This window comes from Paraglaciecola sp. IT1134, from assembly GCF_058068185.1.
This window is the reverse complement of sequence record NZ_CM176486.1, coordinates 1,447,771-1,469,176: the sequence shown is the minus strand read 5'-3', so window position 1 is coordinate 1,469,176 and position 21,406 is coordinate 1,447,771. Positions and strand designations below refer to the sequence as shown.

At 44.4% G+C, this 21,406-nt stretch carries 13 protein-coding genes and 1 pseudogene; 4 read left to right on the top strand and 10 right to left on the bottom strand.

Annotated elements, in window-relative coordinates:
• Window positions 1–10: 10 nt before the first annotated feature.
• The 10 genes from AC3RV5_RS06315 to AC3RV5_RS06270 form a co-directional block, all read right to left on the bottom strand.
• On the bottom strand, window positions 11–1,228 hold the full coding sequence (locus AC3RV5_RS06315; RefSeq protein WP_489731111.1) for a hypothetical protein: 1,218 nt from the start codon (window positions 1,226–1,228) through the stop codon (window positions 11–13).
• On the bottom strand, window positions 1,218–1,718 hold the full coding sequence (locus AC3RV5_RS06310; protein ID WP_489731110.1) for a hypothetical protein: 501 nt from the start codon (window positions 1,716–1,718) through the stop codon (window positions 1,218–1,220). The genes AC3RV5_RS06315 and AC3RV5_RS06310 overlap by 11 nt, the downstream gene beginning before the upstream one ends.
• Before the next feature lie 101 nt (window positions 1,719–1,819).
• Window positions 1,820–5,392, bottom strand: a complete 3,573-nt coding sequence (locus tag AC3RV5_RS06305) for a hypothetical protein (RefSeq protein ID WP_489731109.1) — start codon at window positions 5,390–5,392, stop codon at window positions 1,820–1,822.
• Window positions 5,393–5,474: 82 nt separating this feature from the next.
• A complete protein-coding gene (locus tag AC3RV5_RS06300; RefSeq protein ID WP_489731108.1) occupies window positions 5,475–6,089 on the bottom strand; it encodes a hypothetical protein in 615 nt (204 codons plus the stop codon).
• A gap of 247 nt (window positions 6,090–6,336) precedes the next feature.
• Window positions 6,337–6,987, bottom strand: coding sequence for a hypothetical protein (locus tag AC3RV5_RS06295; protein WP_489731107.1), 651 nt, complete (start codon window positions 6,985–6,987; stop codon window positions 6,337–6,339).
• A gap of 54 nt (window positions 6,988–7,041) precedes the next feature.
• Complete coding sequence (locus tag AC3RV5_RS06290; protein WP_489731106.1) at window positions 7,042–7,671, bottom strand: hypothetical protein; 630 nt, start codon at window positions 7,669–7,671, stop codon at window positions 7,042–7,044.
• A 932-nt stretch (window positions 7,672–8,603) separates the two neighbouring features.
• Complete coding sequence (locus tag AC3RV5_RS06285; RefSeq protein WP_489731105.1) at window positions 8,604–9,263, bottom strand: FlgO family outer membrane protein; 660 nt, start codon at window positions 9,261–9,263, stop codon at window positions 8,604–8,606.
• Between the two features lie 261 nt (window positions 9,264–9,524).
• On the bottom strand, window positions 9,525–10,787 hold the full coding sequence (glyA, locus tag AC3RV5_RS06280) for a serine hydroxymethyltransferase (RefSeq protein WP_489731104.1): 1,263 nt from the start codon (window positions 10,785–10,787) through the stop codon (window positions 9,525–9,527).
• A 242-nt stretch (window positions 10,788–11,029) separates the two neighbouring features.
• Window positions 11,030–12,025 (bottom strand): Gfo/Idh/MocA family protein, encoded by a 996-nt coding sequence (locus AC3RV5_RS06275; protein WP_489731103.1) that lies wholly within the window; start codon window positions 12,023–12,025, stop codon window positions 11,030–11,032.
• Between the two features lie 158 nt (window positions 12,026–12,183).
• Window positions 12,184–13,488, bottom strand: a complete 1,305-nt coding sequence (locus AC3RV5_RS06270) for a M20/M25/M40 family metallo-hydrolase (RefSeq protein ID WP_489731102.1) — start codon at window positions 13,486–13,488, stop codon at window positions 12,184–12,186.
• Between the two features lie 258 nt (window positions 13,489–13,746).
• Here AC3RV5_RS06270 and ettA point away from each other — a divergent pair, with 258 nt between their 5' ends.
• The 4 genes and pseudogenes from ettA to AC3RV5_RS06250 all read left to right on the top strand — a co-directional run bounded on the left by ettA (window position 13,747) and on the right by AC3RV5_RS06250 (window position 21,396).
• On the top strand, window positions 13,747–15,414 hold the full coding sequence (gene ettA, locus AC3RV5_RS06265) for an energy-dependent translational throttle protein EttA (protein WP_489731101.1): 1,668 nt from the start codon (window positions 13,747–13,749) through the stop codon (window positions 15,412–15,414).
• Window positions 15,415–15,589: 175 nt separating this feature from the next.
• Complete coding sequence (locus AC3RV5_RS06260) at window positions 15,590–19,249, top strand: PAS domain S-box protein (protein WP_489732104.1); 3,660 nt, start codon at window positions 15,590–15,592, stop codon at window positions 19,247–19,249.
• 392 nt (window positions 19,250–19,641) lie between these two features.
• Window positions 19,642–20,934 (top strand): NRAMP family divalent metal transporter, encoded by a 1,293-nt coding sequence (locus AC3RV5_RS06255; RefSeq protein WP_489731100.1) that lies wholly within the window; start codon window positions 19,642–19,644, stop codon window positions 20,932–20,934.
• A 106-nt stretch (window positions 20,935–21,040) separates the two neighbouring features.
• Window positions 21,041–21,396, top strand: a pseudogene (locus AC3RV5_RS06250) (GFA family protein).
• The last annotated feature ends 10 nt before the right edge of the window (window positions 21,397–21,406 follow it).

Here is a 21,406-nt window from a genome sequence, read left to right as displayed (position 1 = left end):
ACTCTAACTATTATTGAATATTACATGGGGCAATATCGGATGTCGGAAACCGTCTATTTTCAGTCATAGGCAAAAATGCAACACCAGAACTTTCTTGAAACAAACTACCACTGGCTAAATTAGTAATGACATCATCCGCATTTTTCTTGGCTTGTCCCTGTACAAACAACTCAACTTGAGTTGGTGATACCGAACGAACTAAACCAAAATAATTTTCAGCGAAACTGCACACTACATCACCTTCTTCTATCATTATTTTTCTGGCGTCTGCCCACTTAAAATCATCGACGCTGACTTGTTGAGATAACTGCCATTTTTCCTGTTCCTTACCTATGGTAAATACATCCCACCCTTGGGCTGGACCATCAGTCTCATCGTATGATCCCCAAGCCCCAGCGGGACTGTTGCCCACTGTACCCCTTCGAGTAGCAGGGTTGTTAAGCCCTTCATCAGCATCCCACGTATTCTCAGGGGGATTAGTAAAAATATCATTATTCCACGATTCATCGGGTTGATTTAACCTAAAAAAATTTTTATCGCTAAACGATTCTTGGACTAAGTTAATATAGCGAGCTTCGGGATCATTAATAAATTTTTTGAATGTATTTAAAGTTAATTGTTGTTTCAAATAACCAATAAAATCATCTAGCGTTGAAAATTCCTTTTGTTGATGCGACACATAAGTCAAATAATCATGCAATATTTGATCATTTTCTTTTTTAAGACCGTCCAGTGATTCATTTAATACAAACATCTCACCATAGAAATGAAACAAATCAAACTCATACTTCATGAGGTATTTAGCCAATATAGTATTGGCATTCTCGCCTTCTAAAGCTTTGTATTCAACGAATTGCACACATTCGGGACTACATATATATTTATGTTCAAACTGTGGTTCTAATAAATCAAATCTAAAACTGTTAGCTTTAGGTTCTAATCTTATATTTGACAGAGAAAGCATCGTTTTTCCATCGATTGTATTAGCGCTCAAACCCGCAGTGACAGTAAAACCACTTAAAGGTAAATGACTAGAGGTATATTGAGATAACGCATACCACTTCTGGGCCGCTGAGCGATGTTGTTCCCCCGCTTTTTGGATAGGCGTAGTACACGCCTGTAGAATAAAAACGACAAACACAATTAAGTATTTCAAAGTCTGTGACCAATCTTTACATAGCTCGACTCTAAAGCTTTCGGAGCCAGTTGCTGAACGTTTATAACTCATTCCAGACTATAGAGGCAGGGTAGCTAAAGTTAATTGTTTGACCGTCAGCAAGAATATTATAAACGGTTAACTCCCCTCCTAAGTCAATGTTAATAATCCCAGAAGCACCACTATTAATTTCAACAAAATTATTATTGTTGTAAATAACTTTTTGTTGTGCATCGCTGGTCATATCGGCTTTAGGGTTAAACATATAGCCGTTACCATTGTCCAGATTAGGCAACATTTTTACCTGAACCGTTTTATAGGGATTTGCTATTATACTAAAACGTCCGTTTTTAGCTTCCTCGGGCAAAGTGCAAATAAAAGTACCCTGATGAATCGTAAGGGCTCCAGTAGCAGGTATCATTAAACAACTCCCCGTGCTTTGAATCACCGTGCCAAAATTAATCTCCTGAACGAGGTTAAAAGTGGGAGTAATAGCGAATGTATTGAAGCTCAGCGTCAGGCACTGGCAAACAATACTGATACGCAATAAAAACCTGAACATATTATTCTCTCTCTGTAATTAGCGTCAGTGAACACACGAAAATAGCAAAATGACCGATTGACACTTAACCAATGCAAGGAGTTGCTACTTAAAGTGTACTTCTACAACTCGTTAATACTTGTATAGCTGCTGCTATGGCTCACCCACCCGCTTAAACCGGAACGGGCTAACTCAGCGTTGGCTGCCTCTTTATTGCTAAAAATGTGGCTAATTAAACAATAGAACACAGTCTTATTTCCTGTCGTTTTAGTCGCTAGATACAAACTTTCTATAGCATCAAACTCTGTGCTCACAGAGCCTTTAGCTATAGGAGCTTCAGAGGCAAAAAACTGGATCACCCAGCCTGAGTTAAGCAACTGGGGGGAAGCACTGTCTTGAGCAATTGGCGCAGTCATGTCATTTTTACGTACAAAAAAAGATTGTCGTGAACTTATATTTTTTTGAGCAAATTCTACGCCACTACTTCTCGAGGGGAAAGCACCATATGTCAAATGATAAGTACCACTAACGGAATTTTCATATATGGCAAAATTTTCCTGCAGAAATACCGCAGATGTCATACTTTCAATAAGTTCTTGGATATATTGTTTATCATTATACGCACCTAACTGAATGACATACTCGCCCTCCGCTGGCCTAGGCGCATTTTCCATTTCATTAGTTGAGACAGCAGACTGCGTGACCATATTACCCAATTTTCTTATTGAATTGGCACCAATAGTCAGCGTGGGTAATCCACCTGAAGTGGTATTTTTATTCAAGAATGAAATTTTTGCGGGCTCCATCGAAGCATTGGGATCCACCTGTTGCGGCGCCATCCTGTTAGTCGCATCAATACTACTTTCCTTACCAGCTGCTTTTATCAGTGACTTCGCCGCAGCACTAGCTTGTGTCAAAGAATGTTTGGCCTTTATCCTCTCTTTAGTGGGCAGGGTAAAATAATCTCTACGCTTGTTGCTATCTTTATCCCAAATAACCGCTTCAGTGTTTTCCGCATCTGACGAGATGGTAATTATCTGTTCAGCTTCTCTAGTTCCGGTATCACCAACCCGCCGCACATCCAGCGCAGGCAACTCCATATAACCACCGCTACCGCCAGCCAATACGTTGAATCCAATTATGTCAGCGGTATATTCTTTTTCTTGCAACATGCTTTGTGCGAGTCGAACTTTATATTTGCCCGGTGTAAGACCAAGAAATTCATAATAACCATCTAAATCAGTATCTTGTATTTGTATTAATACATCATCGCCGTCAAACAGCTCGACAATGGAATTTTGTAAGCCAATTTCCTCTCCGTTTTTATTCCTTAAAACGAAACCCACCAGTTCCGTAGATAATACGAATGGCATATTAACATCCACATAGGCACCAGGATGGGTATACACCACGTAATCATTGTTTATGGTGTTACTGCCCTCTTTCCAATTCGCCGAGAATCCAAATGGAGTTGCAGCGTAAACGCCGGGTAATATGGTACGCCCGTTATCACCGCTTGGAATGTGTTGCCACTCAGGATTACCTATAAATTCTACGTCAGATAAATTAAAATCCAGGGGATCGGGTACGCCGTTTAATTGGCGATCCAAATAAGTATGTACATCTAAGGTCGCAGAGCTACCTTGAATTCTTTGGTTCAATAATAAACGATTGTTGTGATAATCATAACCAAGGAAAAATTGTAAGCCTAGCTGAATACTCCAGCGGTCGTGTTCGGCATAAGAGCTTGATAGATTCACTTGAAACTGATCATTTTGCCAGGCTACCCGATGGGACAAGCGCCAACTTGTGCCGAGATCATTGGCCAGAGGAGCATAATTGAAAGTTAAATAATGAGAGGTATCCCAGGGATCGATAAAGCGTTTTTGCACAATAACAGATGAAGACTTCAAAATAGGATCATCGGCTTGTGGATCATAGTTTATGTCAGCGCTAACACGAAAATCATAGGGTAAATTACCACTAATGCCCAATGATCCTAACAAACCTGAGGTCTCGACTTCCTGAGGTTGAAAAATAGTGCTGTTATAATACGTCAGAGAATGCCTTAGTCTAAGTTTACCTATATTACCTGACAGGCGGTTACTAAAGTTCAGTTCTTGGAAGGAATCATCTTCACGATAACTGCTATTAAAATCAACATTTACTGTCCGGCTGGGGTGAAAGTATGCGGCTTGAAATGCCTTGCTTTTACCCAAAGCATTAATGCGATCACTATTAAAATCCTCTGCGGATTCAAAAAACAACGAAAATCGATCTTGTTCAAATACACTGCCCTTTATAGTGCTTAACTGTGCATAGTTACCGTCCTGGTCCACAGATAGATCATTTTCAAATACCATCCCAGGTAGGGTAAGGGCGTTTGTCAGATTAAAAAATTGTCGATCATTTTCAATGACTGAATAACCAACACCAATTTGCCAATTATCACTCACACCATAGCCAAAACTGCCACCATAGTCGGTAATACCATAATCCAAATCACTGTTATCATTAATCAAGCGATGATTTTTATCCAGACCATATAAAAAATGCGAAAACTCACCTCTGCCAAGAGAGTTTCGGGTTAGGTCGACTGACTTGGTGATGACCTCTTCTTCGCCAAATGGGCCATATAATTTAATTTCATACTTATTGTTGCCATAAATAACTTCTACATTTTCAAAATTTAGTAAGCCATTTGCAGGCACGGTAGTCGCGGCCAGAAATATATTATTCCTAAATAATTCAGCTTCCCAACCTGGAGGTGCGGTTTCTTGCAGCGTTATGGCCTGGTTATTCTGTCGATAGTTGTTTGGACGCCGGGAAAAGGCCAGCCCAATCCCACTGCTGGTGCTGGTGCTGACGCTATTAGTTAGGCTGCTTACATCACCAAACTCGTACTGATCATATAATCCCAAAATATAATCATCAGGTTTGGTTTTATAACGGCTTAAATTCAAGCGTGCTGCGACATCCGTATTTTGGGTGTCTGAAATGGTCAAATTTGCAGAATGGTATAATAAATCGCCCGTTAACTGCACAGAACCGTTGAATCCGGATTCATTATCATTTGTTTCAGCAGCAATATTTACCCGGCCATGGGGAAGGGTAAAGAGTCGATATTGGTCAGCGATAGTGATCGGCAACTGATTTTCGACTCGTTGTGCACCACCACCACTAATACGGTTGAGTTCCCGTAAGCGATCCTGTTGGGAAATTTTCTGTAGTGGGAAAATGGCGACTTTTTCGGGGGTGGTGATTTTTAACGCTAGAGCTGTGTAGGAAACTTCCATTTTGGTCGGAAATAGGCTCTCAAACAGAGCTAGCTCAGTAAAAAAATAAAAATCATCAGAGGCCCACAGATAACTATTGGATCCCGGTTCCTGCGTAACCTGGCTTAGGTCAAACTGCTGCTCTACTTCATCTTGCCAGACACTCAGTGTATTACCTGAGATGACATAACGAATTTTCAGCGCATCGAACAAGGGTTCTATGGACAGTAGCACTTTGTCGTTGAGTTGATACGCCTCTATGGAGCGGGTAATAGTAGAATTATTGAGTATGACATCCAGTAATATAAGTTGTTCTTCATCAAGTGCCACTTTGTTTAATGACTGGGCTTGGGCTGCCAAATTATGGGTAAGCAACAAGCCACAAAATATTAAAAACAAACGAATAGGGAACTTGAACATTCTGATAACAACGCCATTAATTTGACAAGCCAGTGGCTCTTACAACATATTCAATGACCCTGCTACTTTTATGCCAATATCGCTAATTTAATACTACGTCTTGCTGATACGTAATAGAACCACCGTATTGCTTATCTTCCACAAACCGCACTGCCAGCTGATCCCGGGGCACATCAATCACGGTCAAATCATACCTGACCTGGTTGGTTTCTGTGTATACCGAAACATTCTTGCGATAATTAATAACCTCATCCGTCTGTTTATTAATCAACTCCAGACTACCGTATACCGAACGATTTCCCTGACGATTGATATTAAAAAACAACTTGTCTGCAATAAGTTCAAATTCACTAAAGCTGAGTTGAGCGTCGAGTTTTCCGGTACGTACAATAATAGGCACGTTTTGCACTAATCTTGGCTTGATACTGATATTGGGTAGTTTGGAATTATTGTCAGATTTTGCCGTGGCTTTTTCAACCTCATCACAAAATACTTCCAAGTATGAACGGTACTCTTTGGCCTCTGAATTAGCTTTACGTCTTAGGCTAAAACGGACAGTTTGTGGCGACAAGGGCTCAGCGGTGAAGTTCTTCGGTGAAAAACGGATCCAGGGCTCGGCCGAGTTAGTCGGCAAATCATCGCCGTCAACGTGGCTCATCTTGCCGTATTCGTCAAAATTATTATGTACTAAAGACAACCTGCACTTCTCCTGTACAGCTGTTTTATTAAACATAAGAAAAGAAGCACTACTATTATCGCTATCCAAATAGATGCGGTAGGTTGAAATACTCATTGCTTGACTTGATAAAGACAAAACAGCTAGTGTGAATGCTAAGCTTCTGATTATACGTTGTTTAAGCACAAATACTCTCCGAAAAAAAAGTCATCATCACCCAAGATGATAATGACTCGATACTAAAATGTATAACGTTAATGCCAAGCTTTTAGTAGGTGACCGTAATATCAAACGGCACCACATAAGCCGTCGCGGCGGTTAAGCCGATTGACGAAGTTACATTACCAGCTAATACCAGGCGGGCTTTACCGGCAACCGGTACACCATTACCGGCACTGACGGTTTGATCCGCCACATTAGCCAAAGTAATAGGAGCATTAACACCTACTGCCATTGCAGTACATACATCGCCGTCGGCAAGGCCGTCATAATCACCTACACAACCTGCTGGTACAAAGGCTATCCCCCCGGCATTAGCGTTGGCTAGGGTAATAGTAACGTCAGCACCGCTGGCACCGTCGATTTCGAAAATACCCGGTACACCTGGCGTCGCAGCAGAACAGCCTACACCTGTCATAGCACCGTAGCTAGCACTGGCTGCTAGTGCGCCAGTGCTGGACATAAGCATGTTGGCATCACCTGCCCAGTCGGCAGCCGTAGTAGGAGTAGCCATAATACAATTTGACCCTGAAGCAGGTTGCAAACCGTTGATTACCATTTCAAAGCCGGCAACCTGGCTAATAGTGACATTTTTAATGGTTTTAAATAAACCAGTCATCGTTGCATCAGCTGCAAAAACATTGGTACAAGCGGGTAAAATGGCCAAACCGGCGGCAATATAGCGTAATTTTAAATTCATGTGAAACTCCAATTCTCTCAGACGATAGTTAAATTATTAATAATCGATCTGCGATCAATAAATAACGTTAACTAAAAAGGTGGCGTTATAGTTAGTGTCAGACGTAAGGCCTGTTGCACCGATGGCAATGGTGCCACCAACGGTAAAATGGGTCTGACCTGAAATAGCTGGCGCACCATCTACACCGTCTGCAATAGTCAATAGAATGGGCGTCCCGACCGTGATAGCATTACACGCATCAAGCGCCGACGTTCCGTCATGATCCACTCCACACCCTTGGCCTGGAGAAAAAGTAAAATCCCCGCCGGCTTGTATTTCAGTATTTAGGGTCAGATTGACATCTAGCCCTGCCTCACCTGTGATGCTGTATACACCAGGCGTCGCGACCGTGACACCAGAACCTATACAAGCCAAGCCAGTAATTAATCCATAGTTTGTTCCCGCTACAACAACATCAGAAAACACCGCAGTATTTGGCGGAACATCTGCATCCATGACGCAAGATTGGCTGGCGTCTGTGGTAATGTTTTCGCCAAAATCAAGCTGCGTAACTTCAAGAATACTTACATCTGAAATAGTATTGACAGTTACGTTAAATGTCTCAGCTGCAGCATTAAAAGCACACGATGCTCCCAATACAACAGCCCCTATATGAAGAGCTAGTTTTGTTCTATTTGGTTGCATAGCAACACTCCTATTTAACAAATATTAATTAATTGATTAGGCACTAAATAACTACGTATCTATGCTCTTCAATCAAGGTCTTTAGTAATGCTTAATGAAACATTACGGGTGTACAATTACTTTAACGGCTTCTGTTCGCAAACCTTTAATAAAAATCGTTCGCTTAACATTCCAATGTTCAGGCCGCCGTGCTAATCAGTTTACTTTACAACCTCAATTTAGTAGGTGTTTACAACTATACATCCCGATAACACTTCATACGGACACTACCCCGCGATATCTGCATCGACTGAAAAGCTTGAATCTTAAGTTTTTCTAACAATAGTTGATTTAGCCTAAAATCATTAGGTAATACAGCCTGTTAGGTAGGCATTCTGTGCTCGTTAGTTGCTAAGTGCAAGCAAATCACCAAAGGAGCCAACCTAGATAAACTGCTTATGGCAAAAGCAATCCGCGCTAATATTTCTCAGTTAAGGTTATATTTTATCGGCTCATAAATGGCTTAAAGTAAAATCGTGAGCAAATAGGATGCCAGATGAAAAATTAAAATGAGGATAATAGCTGGGAGGATTGTTTGTTGACCTTACGATTTGGCGCTGACGGTCTGTGCGATCGATGAACCCTAGTGTTGCTGTTTAAACCACAAACTCGCAGCAAGCTGCCAACTATAAACTAACAGCCTTGGCCGGCAAAAAATCACCGTCTCTAGTCTTAACCGGTAATATTGTTCCTACGGCGCTGGCTTTTTGGTAAAATCCAAAGAAAAGAGGATCACCAACAATGTTCAGAAGGAATAGACGCAGAACTTTGTTTATAATCTCATTTATTTGCTTTTGCTAGTTTTGCTAGTGCTGATTGTCCAGCAGTAATTTTTATTTTATGCCCATTGACTCAATTCGTTTTGAATACCCGTTTAGCCCTTGGCTATTGGGCTACAACAAATTATCAGTTAATATACTGGGCAAAAACTTCGAACTTGATGCGGCAATTTCATTCGTGTTAAAATTGATCAGTCGCACGTTAACTATTACCCCACGGTCGTTTTTAAGCATAGTCCCGGTGACGACATAACCTATCTCGAGATCATTTCGTAATTCATCTTGGTTGCGAGAAAATACAAAATCCCCTTGGGCATTGACGTTAAGCCACCCGGTCAATTTATGATCACTAACCGGTAAGCCAATCTCCTGCAGATCATTGATAAAATACTCGGCTAGTTGAATACCTAGGTTATTGGTCGTCTGCAGCGTCGAATCTAAATAAACAAAAGAAGCGACAACTATGGGGGCGTCAATAACCACACCTTTTAGGTCGTGCTGAAGATCCGTTGCCATTTGTTCGGTATATTCACCCAGAAGTTGAAAATGCAAGTCAGTGCTAAACAAGCTGGTGTCTTTATCGATTTTTTTATTTTCAATCATTATGTCATGACACTGATAAAATTCGCCGGTATCCCGGGCACAAAGCCTGGTTTTTGCATCGGGGTCATCATTCGTAAAAAGATTAAACGAGTCCATTGAATTAAAAGACGAACAACCTACTAACATGTATGTTGTCAGGCCAATAGGGAACATTTTAGTTAAGAGTGTCATTTTTTTATCAGCATTTCGTTTTTCGTGATCTTGGGCTTTTATTAAGCAACTTATAAGCCAAGTTAACTTGTGTTTTAGTTGTTCGCAGGGGAATAAAATATTTACGCAAGAGCTGTGCGATCAGTTGTAACTGCACCAGCAGTACTGGTATGCAAAAAAGTCAATAACTATCCAAGTCAAATAATTGACTTTTTTGTCGCAGATTTTCGATAGACATAAAAAATGCACCTGAGTCGGTGCGTTTTTTATTATGCAACTGATTTAGCGGTAAGCGTAAACCGGGAACTTCTCACACAAGGCCAAAACCTCACCCTTAACACGTTCAACTACTGAAGTGTCTTGAATGTTATCCAGCACGTCACACATCCAGGTGGCCACTTGTTGGGCTTGTTCTTCTTTAAAGCCCCGGCGGGTGATAGCAGGAGAACCAATTCGCAAACCACTGGTAACAAAAGGTGAGCGGGGATCGTTAGGCACCGAGTTTTTATTAACTGTAATATTGGCGTTGCCCAGGGCAGCGTCAGCATCTTTACCGGTGATGTCTTTGTCGATGAGATCAAGCAAAAACAAATGATTTTCGGTACCACCAGAAACAATTTTATAGCCCCGCTCTTGCATGACAGCCACCATAGCTTTGGCATTCAGTAATACTTGCTGTTGGTAAACTTTAAAGTCAGGCTGCAAGGCTTCTTTAAAGGCCACGGCTTTAGCCGCTATCACATGACACAACGGACCACCCTGGTTACCCGGGAATACCGAACTGTTGAGTTTTTTATAGATGGCTTCATCGCCACAGGCCGATAAAATCAAGCCGCCACGTGGGCCTGCCAGGGTTTTATGGGTAGTCGTGGTCACCACATGGGCATGGGGTAGCGGATTAGGGTATAAACCCGCGGCCACTAAACCGGCTACATGGGCCATATCCACCAGCAGATAAGCACCCACCTTGTCGGCAATGGCGCGAAAACGCTGCCAATCTATGATGCCTGAATACGCAGAGAATCCACCGATCAGCATTTTGGGTTTATGTTCAACCGCCAAGGCTTCAATGGCGTCGTAATCAATTTTACCGGTCTGTTCGTCTATACCGTATTGCACCGCGTTATAAGTTTTACCAGAAAAGCTCACGTGTGATCCGTGGGTTAAGTGACCGCCATGGGCCAAACTCATACCCAGCACGGTGTCACCGGCGTCAAGCAAGGCCATAAACACCGCAGAGTTAGCTTGTGAGCCTGAGTGCGGCTGCACATTGGCATAGTCGGCACCAAATAACTGTTTAGCCCGCTCTATGGCCAAATCTTCGGCGATATCCACATATTCACAGCCGCCGTAATAACGTTTGTGTGGGTAACCTTCGGCATATTTATTGGTTAACTGTGAGCCTTGGGCTTCTAATACCCGCGGGCTGCAGTAATTTTCAGAGGCTATTAACTCAATATGCTGCTCTTGGCGCTGAGTTTCTTGGGCGATGGCCTGACTTAGTTCAGGGTCAAAATCGGCAATATTCATATCACGTGATAACATCAGTTCTCCTCGGGAAAGCCTTTATACGCTTAGTCTTTGAAACGGCATATTGGTTGGCTGCATTGATATACAGCCGCCATGCAATTCCATAAATTTTGGGTATATACGCGGGCTATTTAAGATTCATAAAAGAGCGCATATTCTAGTCATTTTGGATTTTTTGTACATAGGTTTTGTGCAATGACCTATAACCTAATGATGTAAAGATAGATCGCCGCTTGTGCGGCCTCGGCTTATTGACGTTAAACACGCTCTGCATCGGGGCTAAATTCCAGGCCGATTTGACGTCGAATTTCATCCATGGTTTGCATCACAGCCAAGCTGTCTGCATGGGGCATAAAGGCACTGCAGCATTGCTTTTTATCCATCATATGCATGGCTTCTTCAATTTGGTATTCAAAACCGTTCACGCGGTGGGCAAATTCAATCACTTCGTCTTGCCTGTCTTCTTGCTGCAAAATAATCTTGTTGCCATTCCAAAACATATACGGCAATACAATGCGCCCTTTGCTGCCCATCAATGTCATGGAATTGCTCGCTTGGGCAGCAATAGTACAAGTGAACTGGGAAAAACGTCCCGAAGGGTAACGCATATTGACCACAGTATTCTCATCCACTTGGCGGGTGCCAAAATGGCTCATGGCGCTGATTTCGCTAGGATGTTCTTGCAGCAAATATTGGCTAAGGGTAATGCTATACACACCTAAATCAAGTAAGGCGCCGCCGCCCAAATTAGGATCGTGTAATCGATGCCCTTGATGGTGTCCAAAAGCAAAACCTATATCCGAACAAATATACTGCAGTTCGCCGATACGATCTTCATCTAACCACACTTTCACCTGTTCGAAACAAGGCATAAAACGACTCCACAGCCCTTCTTGCAGTAGCAAATTTTTACGCTGGGCCAGGGCAATTAGAGACTCAGTTTGCGCGGCGTTTATGGTCAGGGGTTTTTCCATTAATACGTGTTTGCCGGCTTCCAAACACATTTTTGCTTGCTGGTAATGCAAACTCTGGGGCGTAGCGATATATACCGCATCTACGTTGGGGTCGTTTAACATGTCTTGGTAGCTACCGTACGCCTTGGCCGCATTGTATTTATCGGCAAAGGTTTGCGCCTTAGTCACATTGCGACTTGCCACGGCATATAACTGGCCACGGGGTGAGGGGGCTAACGCCTCGGCAAACATATCAGCTATAAAGCCAGGGCCTATTATTCCCCAATTACACGATTTCATATTGATCCTTTTCGTTACATATCAAGCGCATTGCACTGGTTGTGGGTGACGCGCTAAATGGCTTAGCCGTTTAACTACCGCAGGTCATAAAAAAAGCTGTTAGTGCTAAATGTATCAATTGCATAGTGCCTAGCTGTTTTACCGCTTGTTTGGGTAAATTAAAGACCAGACAGGCGGTACATTAATACGGCTGTTTTCTCGATGTTCTGTTTAAAGGTAGTCATGTCGGCGATTTCATCTTTGGTGTGTCCGCCATCTCCCATTAGCCCTAACCCATCAATGGCCATTTTTACGTGCCCAGCGGTAAAAGAGATATCCGCGGCACCGGCATTTCTGGGGTTAACTGCGCTAATAGGCCCGTAGCCCAAATCCACACTTACTTGGCTATACTGAGCGAGCAACGATTTATTTCCCTTGGTTTCTTTCATCGGCGGGTAACCATCATCAAAGGTGAACGTTGCATCCGTATGGGCAAGGTGTTGGTCAACAATGTTTTGCATGATGCCACGGGATCCTTTGAGCTGCTCCAATGACGCAGCTCGCAAACCACCTTTGACCATAGCATGTTGCGCCACCACGTTGGTTTTGCCAAAAGCGCTTATCTCATCCCCGCCCTGACTTTGGCTAATCCGCGTACCACCGGCAATCACCCCAGGGTTAAAACTCAGTAGTGGCAAGTCGGCTAACTGTAAACGAAATTCTTGTAAAATACGGGCCATTTCAAAGATTGCCCCATCCCCTACTTTGTCAGTGAAAATTTGGGATGAGTGAGCAGCGTTACCCGTTGTAGTTAATTGCCATGAAGCAGCACCACGCCTGGCAGTGACAGCCGTGCGAATATCCCCATCAGCATCTTCGAACCCCAGGGCTACATCTGCCCAAATGGCCGCATCAATTAAGGCTTTTTTCGATTTTGCTAACGGCCGACCGCTAGACTCTTCATCGCCAGTCAGCACCACTTTAATATTTAAGCCTTGCAGCAACCCTTGGGTTTTTAAGGCTTTGATCGCCGCTAACATGATCACATTGCCACCTTTCATATCAGAAATGCCTGGCCCGGCGATATGGGTGTTGTCAATTTCCTTGGCTCGTTGAAAGGTATCCTCTTTGGCAAAAACCGTATCCAGGTGGCCAATAAGCAATAATTTTTGCCCTGTGGGGTTTAAGGGTGACTCATAGGTGGCAACCAGATGCCCGGCACGATTAAACTCGCTGCCATCAATCCACTGGGTGGTAAAGCCCAAAGCGTCATACTCTTTTTTAAGCATATCACCTACTTGTTTAACCCCAGGGAAGTTCATGGTCCCGCTGTTAATATTGACCGTTTTAATCAGCAAGGTTTTAGTCTCATCTAACCCCTGGCTAACGTGTTCAATCAGGGCATTTTCAATCAACTGACTGGCCAGTACAGGCTGACAAAATAGCCCTACACAAATAACTAAAACGGATGATTTTTTTAACATAGCTCTCTCTTAAGGCACCTTAACAAGCCAAATACTACGCGAGTGAAGAAGGGGATGCACACCGAATTTTTCAAAATAGCTGGGGTATTATAGCCACGGCCTATTTTGGTTCTATCACACAATTTAAACCGAATAAAAAAAGCCTAACGTCCCCTTTTGCAGGCAAAACACAAAAATAAAAAAATAGTCTCAGCTTGTGCTTTCATCACGTATGCCCAGTGTTTACAATAGGTAAAATTTTATGGAGTTGTTTAAATCATGGCGCAATACGTATATAGCATGAATCGCGTGGGCAAAATCGTGCCCCCAAACAAATATATCTTAAAAAATATCTCTTTGAGCTTTTTCCCCGGTGCCAAAATCGGGGTACTGGGTATTAATGGCTCAGGTAAATCTACCTTATTGCGCATTATGGCCGGTTTAGATAAAGACATCGAAGGTGAAGCCATTCCCCAGGCAGGTCTAAAAATTGGTTATCTGCCCCAGGAGCCCCAGCTGGATGAAAGTAAAGATGTGCGCGGTAATATTGAAGAAGCGGTAGCCGATGTGGTGCATGCCTTAAAACGTATAGATGAAGTGTACGCTGCCTACGCAGAAGAAGATGCCGACTTTGACGCCCTGGCCAAAGAGCAAGGCGAACTGGAAGCTATTATTCAAAGTAAAGATGGGCATAACTTGGATAACGCCTTAGAGCGGGCTGCCGATGCCCTGCGACTGCCCCCCTGGGATGCAGACGTGAGTATATTATCTGGTGGTGAGCGCCGCCGAGTTGCCTTGTGCCGCTTGTTACTGGAAAAGCCCGACATGTTACTGCTCGATGAACCAACCAACCACCTGGATGCAGAATCGGTAGCCTGGTTAGAGCGCTTCTTACATGATTATGAAGGCACAGTGGTCGCTATTACCCACGATCGGTATTTCCTAGATAATGTAGCAGGCTGGATACTCGAACTGGACCGAGGTCAGGGGATCCCATGGGAAGGCAATTACTCTTCCTGGCTGGAACAAAAAGACGCCCGTTTAGCTCAGGAAGAACGTACTGAAAGCGCCAAACAAAAATCCATCAAAACCGAACTGGAATGGGTTCGCTCCAACGCCAAAGGCCGCCATGCCAAAAGCAAGGCACGTATGGCGCGTTTTGAAGAACTCAATACCGGGGATTATCAAAAGCGCAACGAGACCAACGAGCTCTTTATCCCCCCGGGAGAGCGACTGGGTGACAAGGTTATTGAAGTCAGCCATTTACGTAAATCTTACGGCGATCGTCTGTTGATTGACGATCTCACGTTCTCCATGCCCAAAGGGGCCATAGTGGGGATCATCGGCCCCAACGGCGCGGGTAAATCTACCCTGTTTAAAATGCTTAGCGGTGATGAACAGGCGGACTCAGGTGACATCAGTGTCGGTGAAACGGTGCAATTGGCCAGTGTTGAGCAATTTCGCGATCATATGAACGGCAACAACACGGTTTACAAAGAAATTTCCGATGATTCTGAGGTGATCCGCATAGGCAATTTTGAGCTTAACAGCCGCGCCTATTGCAGCCGCTTTAACTTTAAAGGTAACGATCAGCAAAAATTCATCAAGGATCTATCTGGTGGTGAACGTAACAGGGTGCATTTAGCCAAGTTACTCAAAGCCGGAGGCAATGTATTGCTGCTCGATGAACCCACCAATGATTTGGATGTGGAAACCCTGCGCGCCCTGGAAAACGCCATTTTGGAATTCCCCGGCTGTGCCATGGTAATTTCCCATGATCGCTGGTTTTTAGACCGCGTCGCTACCCATATTATGGATTACCGTGACGAAGGAAAAATCAACTTCTTCGATGGGAACTACAGTGAATATGCCGCCTGGTTAAAATTGACTTACGGCCACGATGTAGTCGAACCCCACCGCTTGAAATACAAAAAAATCAGTAAATAATCTGAGCCCGGATCGGGATAACCTGCCCAGGTAATTCCCACGTATTGAAAGCCGCTTAGGAAAAGCCGAGGCGGCTTTTTTATTTTTCAACGTCGCTTGAAATAACTGTAAAACCGTGCAGAATCGCCACCATATTAGGAAGGAAAAACACACCTTCAACAGACGGATATTGATGATGCATTTTCGCTCTCAAGTACGCTATTCACGGCAATCGGTTATTGCCTATTTATGGGCATTATTAATGTTTTTTTTGGCGATCCTTGTCGCTAATAACAGGGTTACGGTTTTTACACCCGGGGAAGCGTTATGGTTATTTTTACCCAGCGTTTTATACCTTTCACAGCGTAAAGGTTTTGCTGTGGCAAACGTAATGTCACTATCTGCCCTGTGCGCTGTCAGTTATATTTTTCGTCATCAAATACCATATTCTCTGGTGTCTGCATTTTCCATGCAGTCCCTGTGGTTTATATTAATTTGCGCTGGCATAGGCAGCCTATTAGCGAAACGTTCCCCTCGCGGTGCGGGCCAGACGACCAACAACGATAACCAAAAAGTATTCAACGACGATGCCGGCGGTAAAGTCGTCACCGACGTGTTAGAGCGACTCGCTGTTTTTATGGGGGTCATGACACCTGACGGTATTTTGCGTGAAGCAAATAAAGCAGCATTGGCATCTGCGGGGCTAACAGGAAGCGAGGTGATCGGATTAGCTTTTGAAAAAACCTATTGGTGGTCTTATGATCCGGCAGTTCAGCGGTTAATACTCAGGGCAATTAATAACGCTAAACGGGGGGCATCCTCTCGCTTTGATACCATAGCTCGTGTTGGCGATGGGCAGTATATCGATGTGGATTTCATGCTTCACCCCATTTTCGACGAGCACGACACAGTAGTACAATTGATCCCATCGGGCATCGATATCACCAAGCGCAAACGGGCAGAGCGTAATTCTACTATGCTCACACAAGTCAGCGCCGATCTACTGAGTGCCGACAGCCTAAGCAAAATTAAAACCATCATCACTGAACATTTAGTCGACCACTTAGCATTAAGTGCCTGTGTTTTTACTGAAACTCACCCTATTTCAGAACGCCTGGCCATTACCCATCAGTGGCAAAAAAATCCTCAACTCGCCATATTTAGCACCACCGGGGAAATCCCCCCTGAAGTAGCAATGTGCCAAACGGAAAACCTCACGTTAGTGGTTAACGATGTGGCCAGCGATCCCAGATTCACCAACGGTGACGGCAACCAAAGAGGTATAGGTGCACTGATATGTGTACCCATTAGCTTAGGGAAAAATAATAACTTTGTACTAGGGGTTTATCGTAATCCCCCCTATACATGGCGGGACGACGAAATTGAGCTGGTGATTGAATTTGCTCGGCGCTTTTGGGTGAGGACAGAGCACCTACGTATTTTAGATACCTTACGCGCCAGCAAAGCCACCTTAGATTTAACCTTAGAAGCGGCCCAAGTAGGCGATTGGGACTTGGATTTAATAAACGATACCTCGAAGCGCTCCCTGCATCACGATCGCTGTTTTGGCTACAATGAAGCCATTCCGGAAGAACTATGGGGACGCAAAGGCTTCTTGGACCATGTGCATCCGGAGGATCGACATGAAGTTGAACACAAGTTCGCTCAAGCCATTGAGCAAAAGACCGACTTTCGCTGTGAGTGCCGGGTTATTTGGCCCGATGAAAGCATACATTGGATAGCCGTACACGGCAGTCTGTATAATCCCCATGTCGGCAAACCCACCCGTATGTTAGGGATAGTGGCAGATATTAGCGATCGCAAACGCACCGAAGCCTTACAAATTGCCCAAACCAATGCGTTAGAATTAATGGCTCAAGAAGCCCCGTTAAACGACGTGTTTGAAACCCTAATCCTGTCGTTAGAAGAGCACTCTAAAAACGGCATGATCGGCAGCATTATGTTGGTTGACGAGCATACCCAAACCTTAAAGCTTGTTGCTGCGCCTAGCCTACCAGCGGTCTATGCACTGCAAATAAACGGATTAGCGATTGATGAGGGGAATGGCTCTTGTGGCACAGCAGCTGCGAGCAAACAAGGGGTGTTTGTGGCCGATATTGCCAGCGATCCCCTGTGGCTAAACTACAAAGAACTGGCTCTTTCACACAATTTACAGGCTTGTTGGTCCCTGCCCATAATGTCAGGAAAAGACGTGCTGGGTGTTTTCGCCATGTATTACCCGACTCCTCAATCACCGGATCGAGTGGATTTCGATAGTCTGGACATCATCATGCGTACCGCGGAGCTGGTCATCAAAAGGCGTCAGAACGAGGTCGCCATGCGTCTAAGTGAAGAGCGTTTTCGCGCGATGGCAGACAATGTCCCTCAATTGGCTTGGATGGCCAACGCCCAAGGTGAAATTGAATGGTTTAATCAGCGTTGGCTTTCTTATACTGGCACGACTCTAGAGCAAAACCTAGGTGGCGGCTGGAGAACCCTTCATCATCCAGATCATGAAAGGGCAGTTTTCGCCAAATTCACCGCCTGTTTAACGCAAGGCATTGACTGGGAAGACACCTTTCCTCTAAGAGGGCACGATGGGCAATTTCGCTGGTTCTTGTCGCGGATGAATGCCATTCACGACAAAGACGGCAAGCTAGTGCGTTTCTTTGGAACCAATACCGATGTGACAGAGCAACGACAAATGGCCGAAAAACTCACCAAGCTCACCAATAAACTATCCGCCGCGGATAGGCGTAAGGACGAATTCTTAGCCACCTTGGCCCATGAATTACGTAACCCACTGGCACCACTACTTAACTCATTGGAGCTTATCCGTAGCGTGCAAACTGAACCTGCAATGGTGCAAACTGCCGTGGTAACAATGGAGCGCCAAGTGGTGCAAATGGTCCGTCTTATAGACGATTTACTGGATATCAGTCGAATATCAAAAGACAAGCTATCCCTTAAGCGCCAGCAGATAGAAGTAAGGCAGATCATTGAACATGCGGTGGAAATGGCCCGTCCTTATATCAAGCGTTTAGGCCACAACTTGCAAGTCAATATGTCTGAGCACCCTATCTACCTCAATGCCGATGCCGCTCGTTTGGCCCAGGTCTTGGGGAATTTACTCAATAACGCCTGCAAATACACACCCAAAGAGGGGGAAATCACCCTGAGTGTGCGCCAACATAACGAGCAAGTACAAATCAGTGTCAAAGACAACGGCTTGGGGATTGCCGAGGAAATGCGACCCCAAGTGTTTGAGTTGTTTACTCAGGTTCATCATCATCTAGAGCAATCAGAAGGAGGCCTAGGTATTGGGCTTTCTTTAGTCAAGCGTTTAGTGGAAATGCACGGTGGCACAGTAGTTTGTGAAAGCCCAGGTTTAGGTTATGGAAGCAAATTTACGGTCTTTTTACCCTGTGAGCCGGCAGAAATAACTCAACCGATACCAATCGAAAAACATCCTAAGCCCGCTCACTCAGTGTCTCTCAACGTGCTGATAGTCGATGATAACCAAGACAGCGCTGACAGTATGCAAATGTTACTTGAGATGCACAACCACAACACAAGGGTGGTTTATGATGGCGAACAGGCGCTTATCGCCGCAAAGCAATACCAGCCTGATGTGATACTACTCGATATTGGCCTGCCGACACTTAATGGCTACCAAGTGTGTGAAGCCATTCGCCAACACGATTGGGGTAAAGACATAACGATCATTGCGCTAACCGGTTGGGGGCAAGCAGAAGACAGACGCAAATCATCTGCCGCAGGCTTTAACCATCATATAGTCAAACCGATTGCTCTGAATGCATTACTTGAATTACTAAACGCAGTACCCTCAAGCTAACAAGTTGAGGGTCTATTAATCAGATAGGGGAATTTACTCGTTCATAACCAGTAAAAAGTAAGCAATACTTGAAAATCAAACACCTTGGGGATCCTAACTGCGGTAATAGTAAGATTGAGATAGCAAGTATGTATATTGCTGAACCAATATTTTGCTCACGAATGATTATAATTAACACCGCGCCTGGTTGCCAACTACATTTTACAAACGCTCATACATAACTTAAATTAATGTTCCTTGTACAACCGCCTGATTGTCATAGCAAAAGGCTCAAAAATATTTCGTTCTAACTGCATTAATTCCGATATTTGTCACAATAGCGCGCACTTTAGCCATTGCCCGGCATTGTCTGTTAAAACGTAAAAATATCGGCACATAGGACCTCAATCACAATGAAATTAACTAAAATTATGGCTTTGCTTGGCCCGGGTATCGTTTGGGCCGCCACCAGCATTGGTGTGTCGCACATAGTTCAAGCAACCCGGGCTGGGGCAGATTTCGGCTTTGCACTGTTGGGTTTTATCTTACTCGCCCACGTTATTAAGTATCCTTTTTTCCTATTCGGGCCTAAATACGCGGGATTAACCGGAAAGAGTTTACTCGACGGTTATCGCGCTGTGGGTAATTGGGCGTTTTATCTCTTTTTAGTCTTAACTTTTATCACTATGTTTTTTGTGCAATCAGGCGTGACCATAGTCACAGCCGCGTTAGCCATGAATCTATTTGGCGATATGCTGTCCCTTTCTCAGTGGGCGGCATTGGTATTAGGCGTAGTGTGCGCGGTATTGTTAGTTGGTCATTACAAGGTGCTCAACACCCTACTCAAATGGATGATGTTCATACTGGTGATATGCAGCGTGATTGCCTGGTTTGCCGCCATTGGCCGTTTAGGCTTTACCCCGTCTAACGCAGCGCCAACTATCAATTTAGGTGTAACAGCAAGCATTGCCTTTATCGTCGCTCTGATTGGCTGGATGCCCACCGCAGTTGAAGTATCCGTATGGCACTCACTTTGGATCTTGTCCCGTGGCGCCAAACCAGGCCCAGAAAATGCTCGCAATGCCACCACAGATTTTAATATCGGGTATGGTGTCAGTTTGCTGTTAGCCATCATCTTTTTATGGTTAGGGGCATTATTGATGTTCGGCCAAGGAGAGGGATTCGCCGACTCGGCGGCCGCATTTGCCGGTCAACTGGTGGGCATATACAGCAATGCGTTAGGCGACTGGAGCTGGTTATTGATGGCCGTGGTGACGTTTGTGGCATTATTTTCTACTACCTTCGCAGTGGCAGATGGCTTTCCGCAAGTGTGGAAACGCGCCTATCTGTTAAGTCGCGACGAACAGCCTGCCTCTCACCAACAAAGTAACGCGGCACCAAATACCCAGCCCAAAAATCGCTCAGGCGGAGTTGTCTATAGCGTTGCTCTAGGGGTTTTAGCCGCGGGCAGTTGGTGGATCATCACCGATTTCAGCGCCGACATTAAAAGCCTTTTAGACTTTGTCACGACCGTGTCTTTTGTCAGTGCACCAATTTATGCCTGGTTAAATTACAAAGTCATGATGGGCGTTGACGTCAGCCCTGAGTATAAACCTCAAGGCTGGTTTCGAGTTTATACCCTGTGCTGTTTGAGCATACTAACTTTATTTAGTCTGTTTTTTGTATGTTGGAAAATCTTGGGTTAGTTTTTTTGCACCGTTATGCCGTGTCACTTTTACATTTAATTGAGGAATTAGCCTGAAGATAACCGCTCGTTGTCATTGCGGTGAACTTGAATTCAGCGCGGATGTTATGCCTGAAACCGCCACGATCTGCTACTGTACGGATTGCCAGTATTATCTGCCAGCGCATTTCGTACTGTGGTGGTAACAAAAATTGAGGGCCTAACATTTAACAAAGGCCAGCCTCAGGAATACATTAAGGTTGCTCACAGCGGTAACCGCCGAGCACAAGGTTTTTGCCAACATTGTGGTACAGGGATTTACGCAACCTCTGACAGTATTGGGCCCAAGGCATATAACTTACGCACTGGGGCCGTTGACCAGCGCAATGAACTTATACCTAAGTTGCAAATTTGGTCCCAGTCTGCTCAATCATGGCTAGAAAAGATCAACGGCCTACCGGGTTATGACCAGGGCCCCACGTAGTATATGTCCC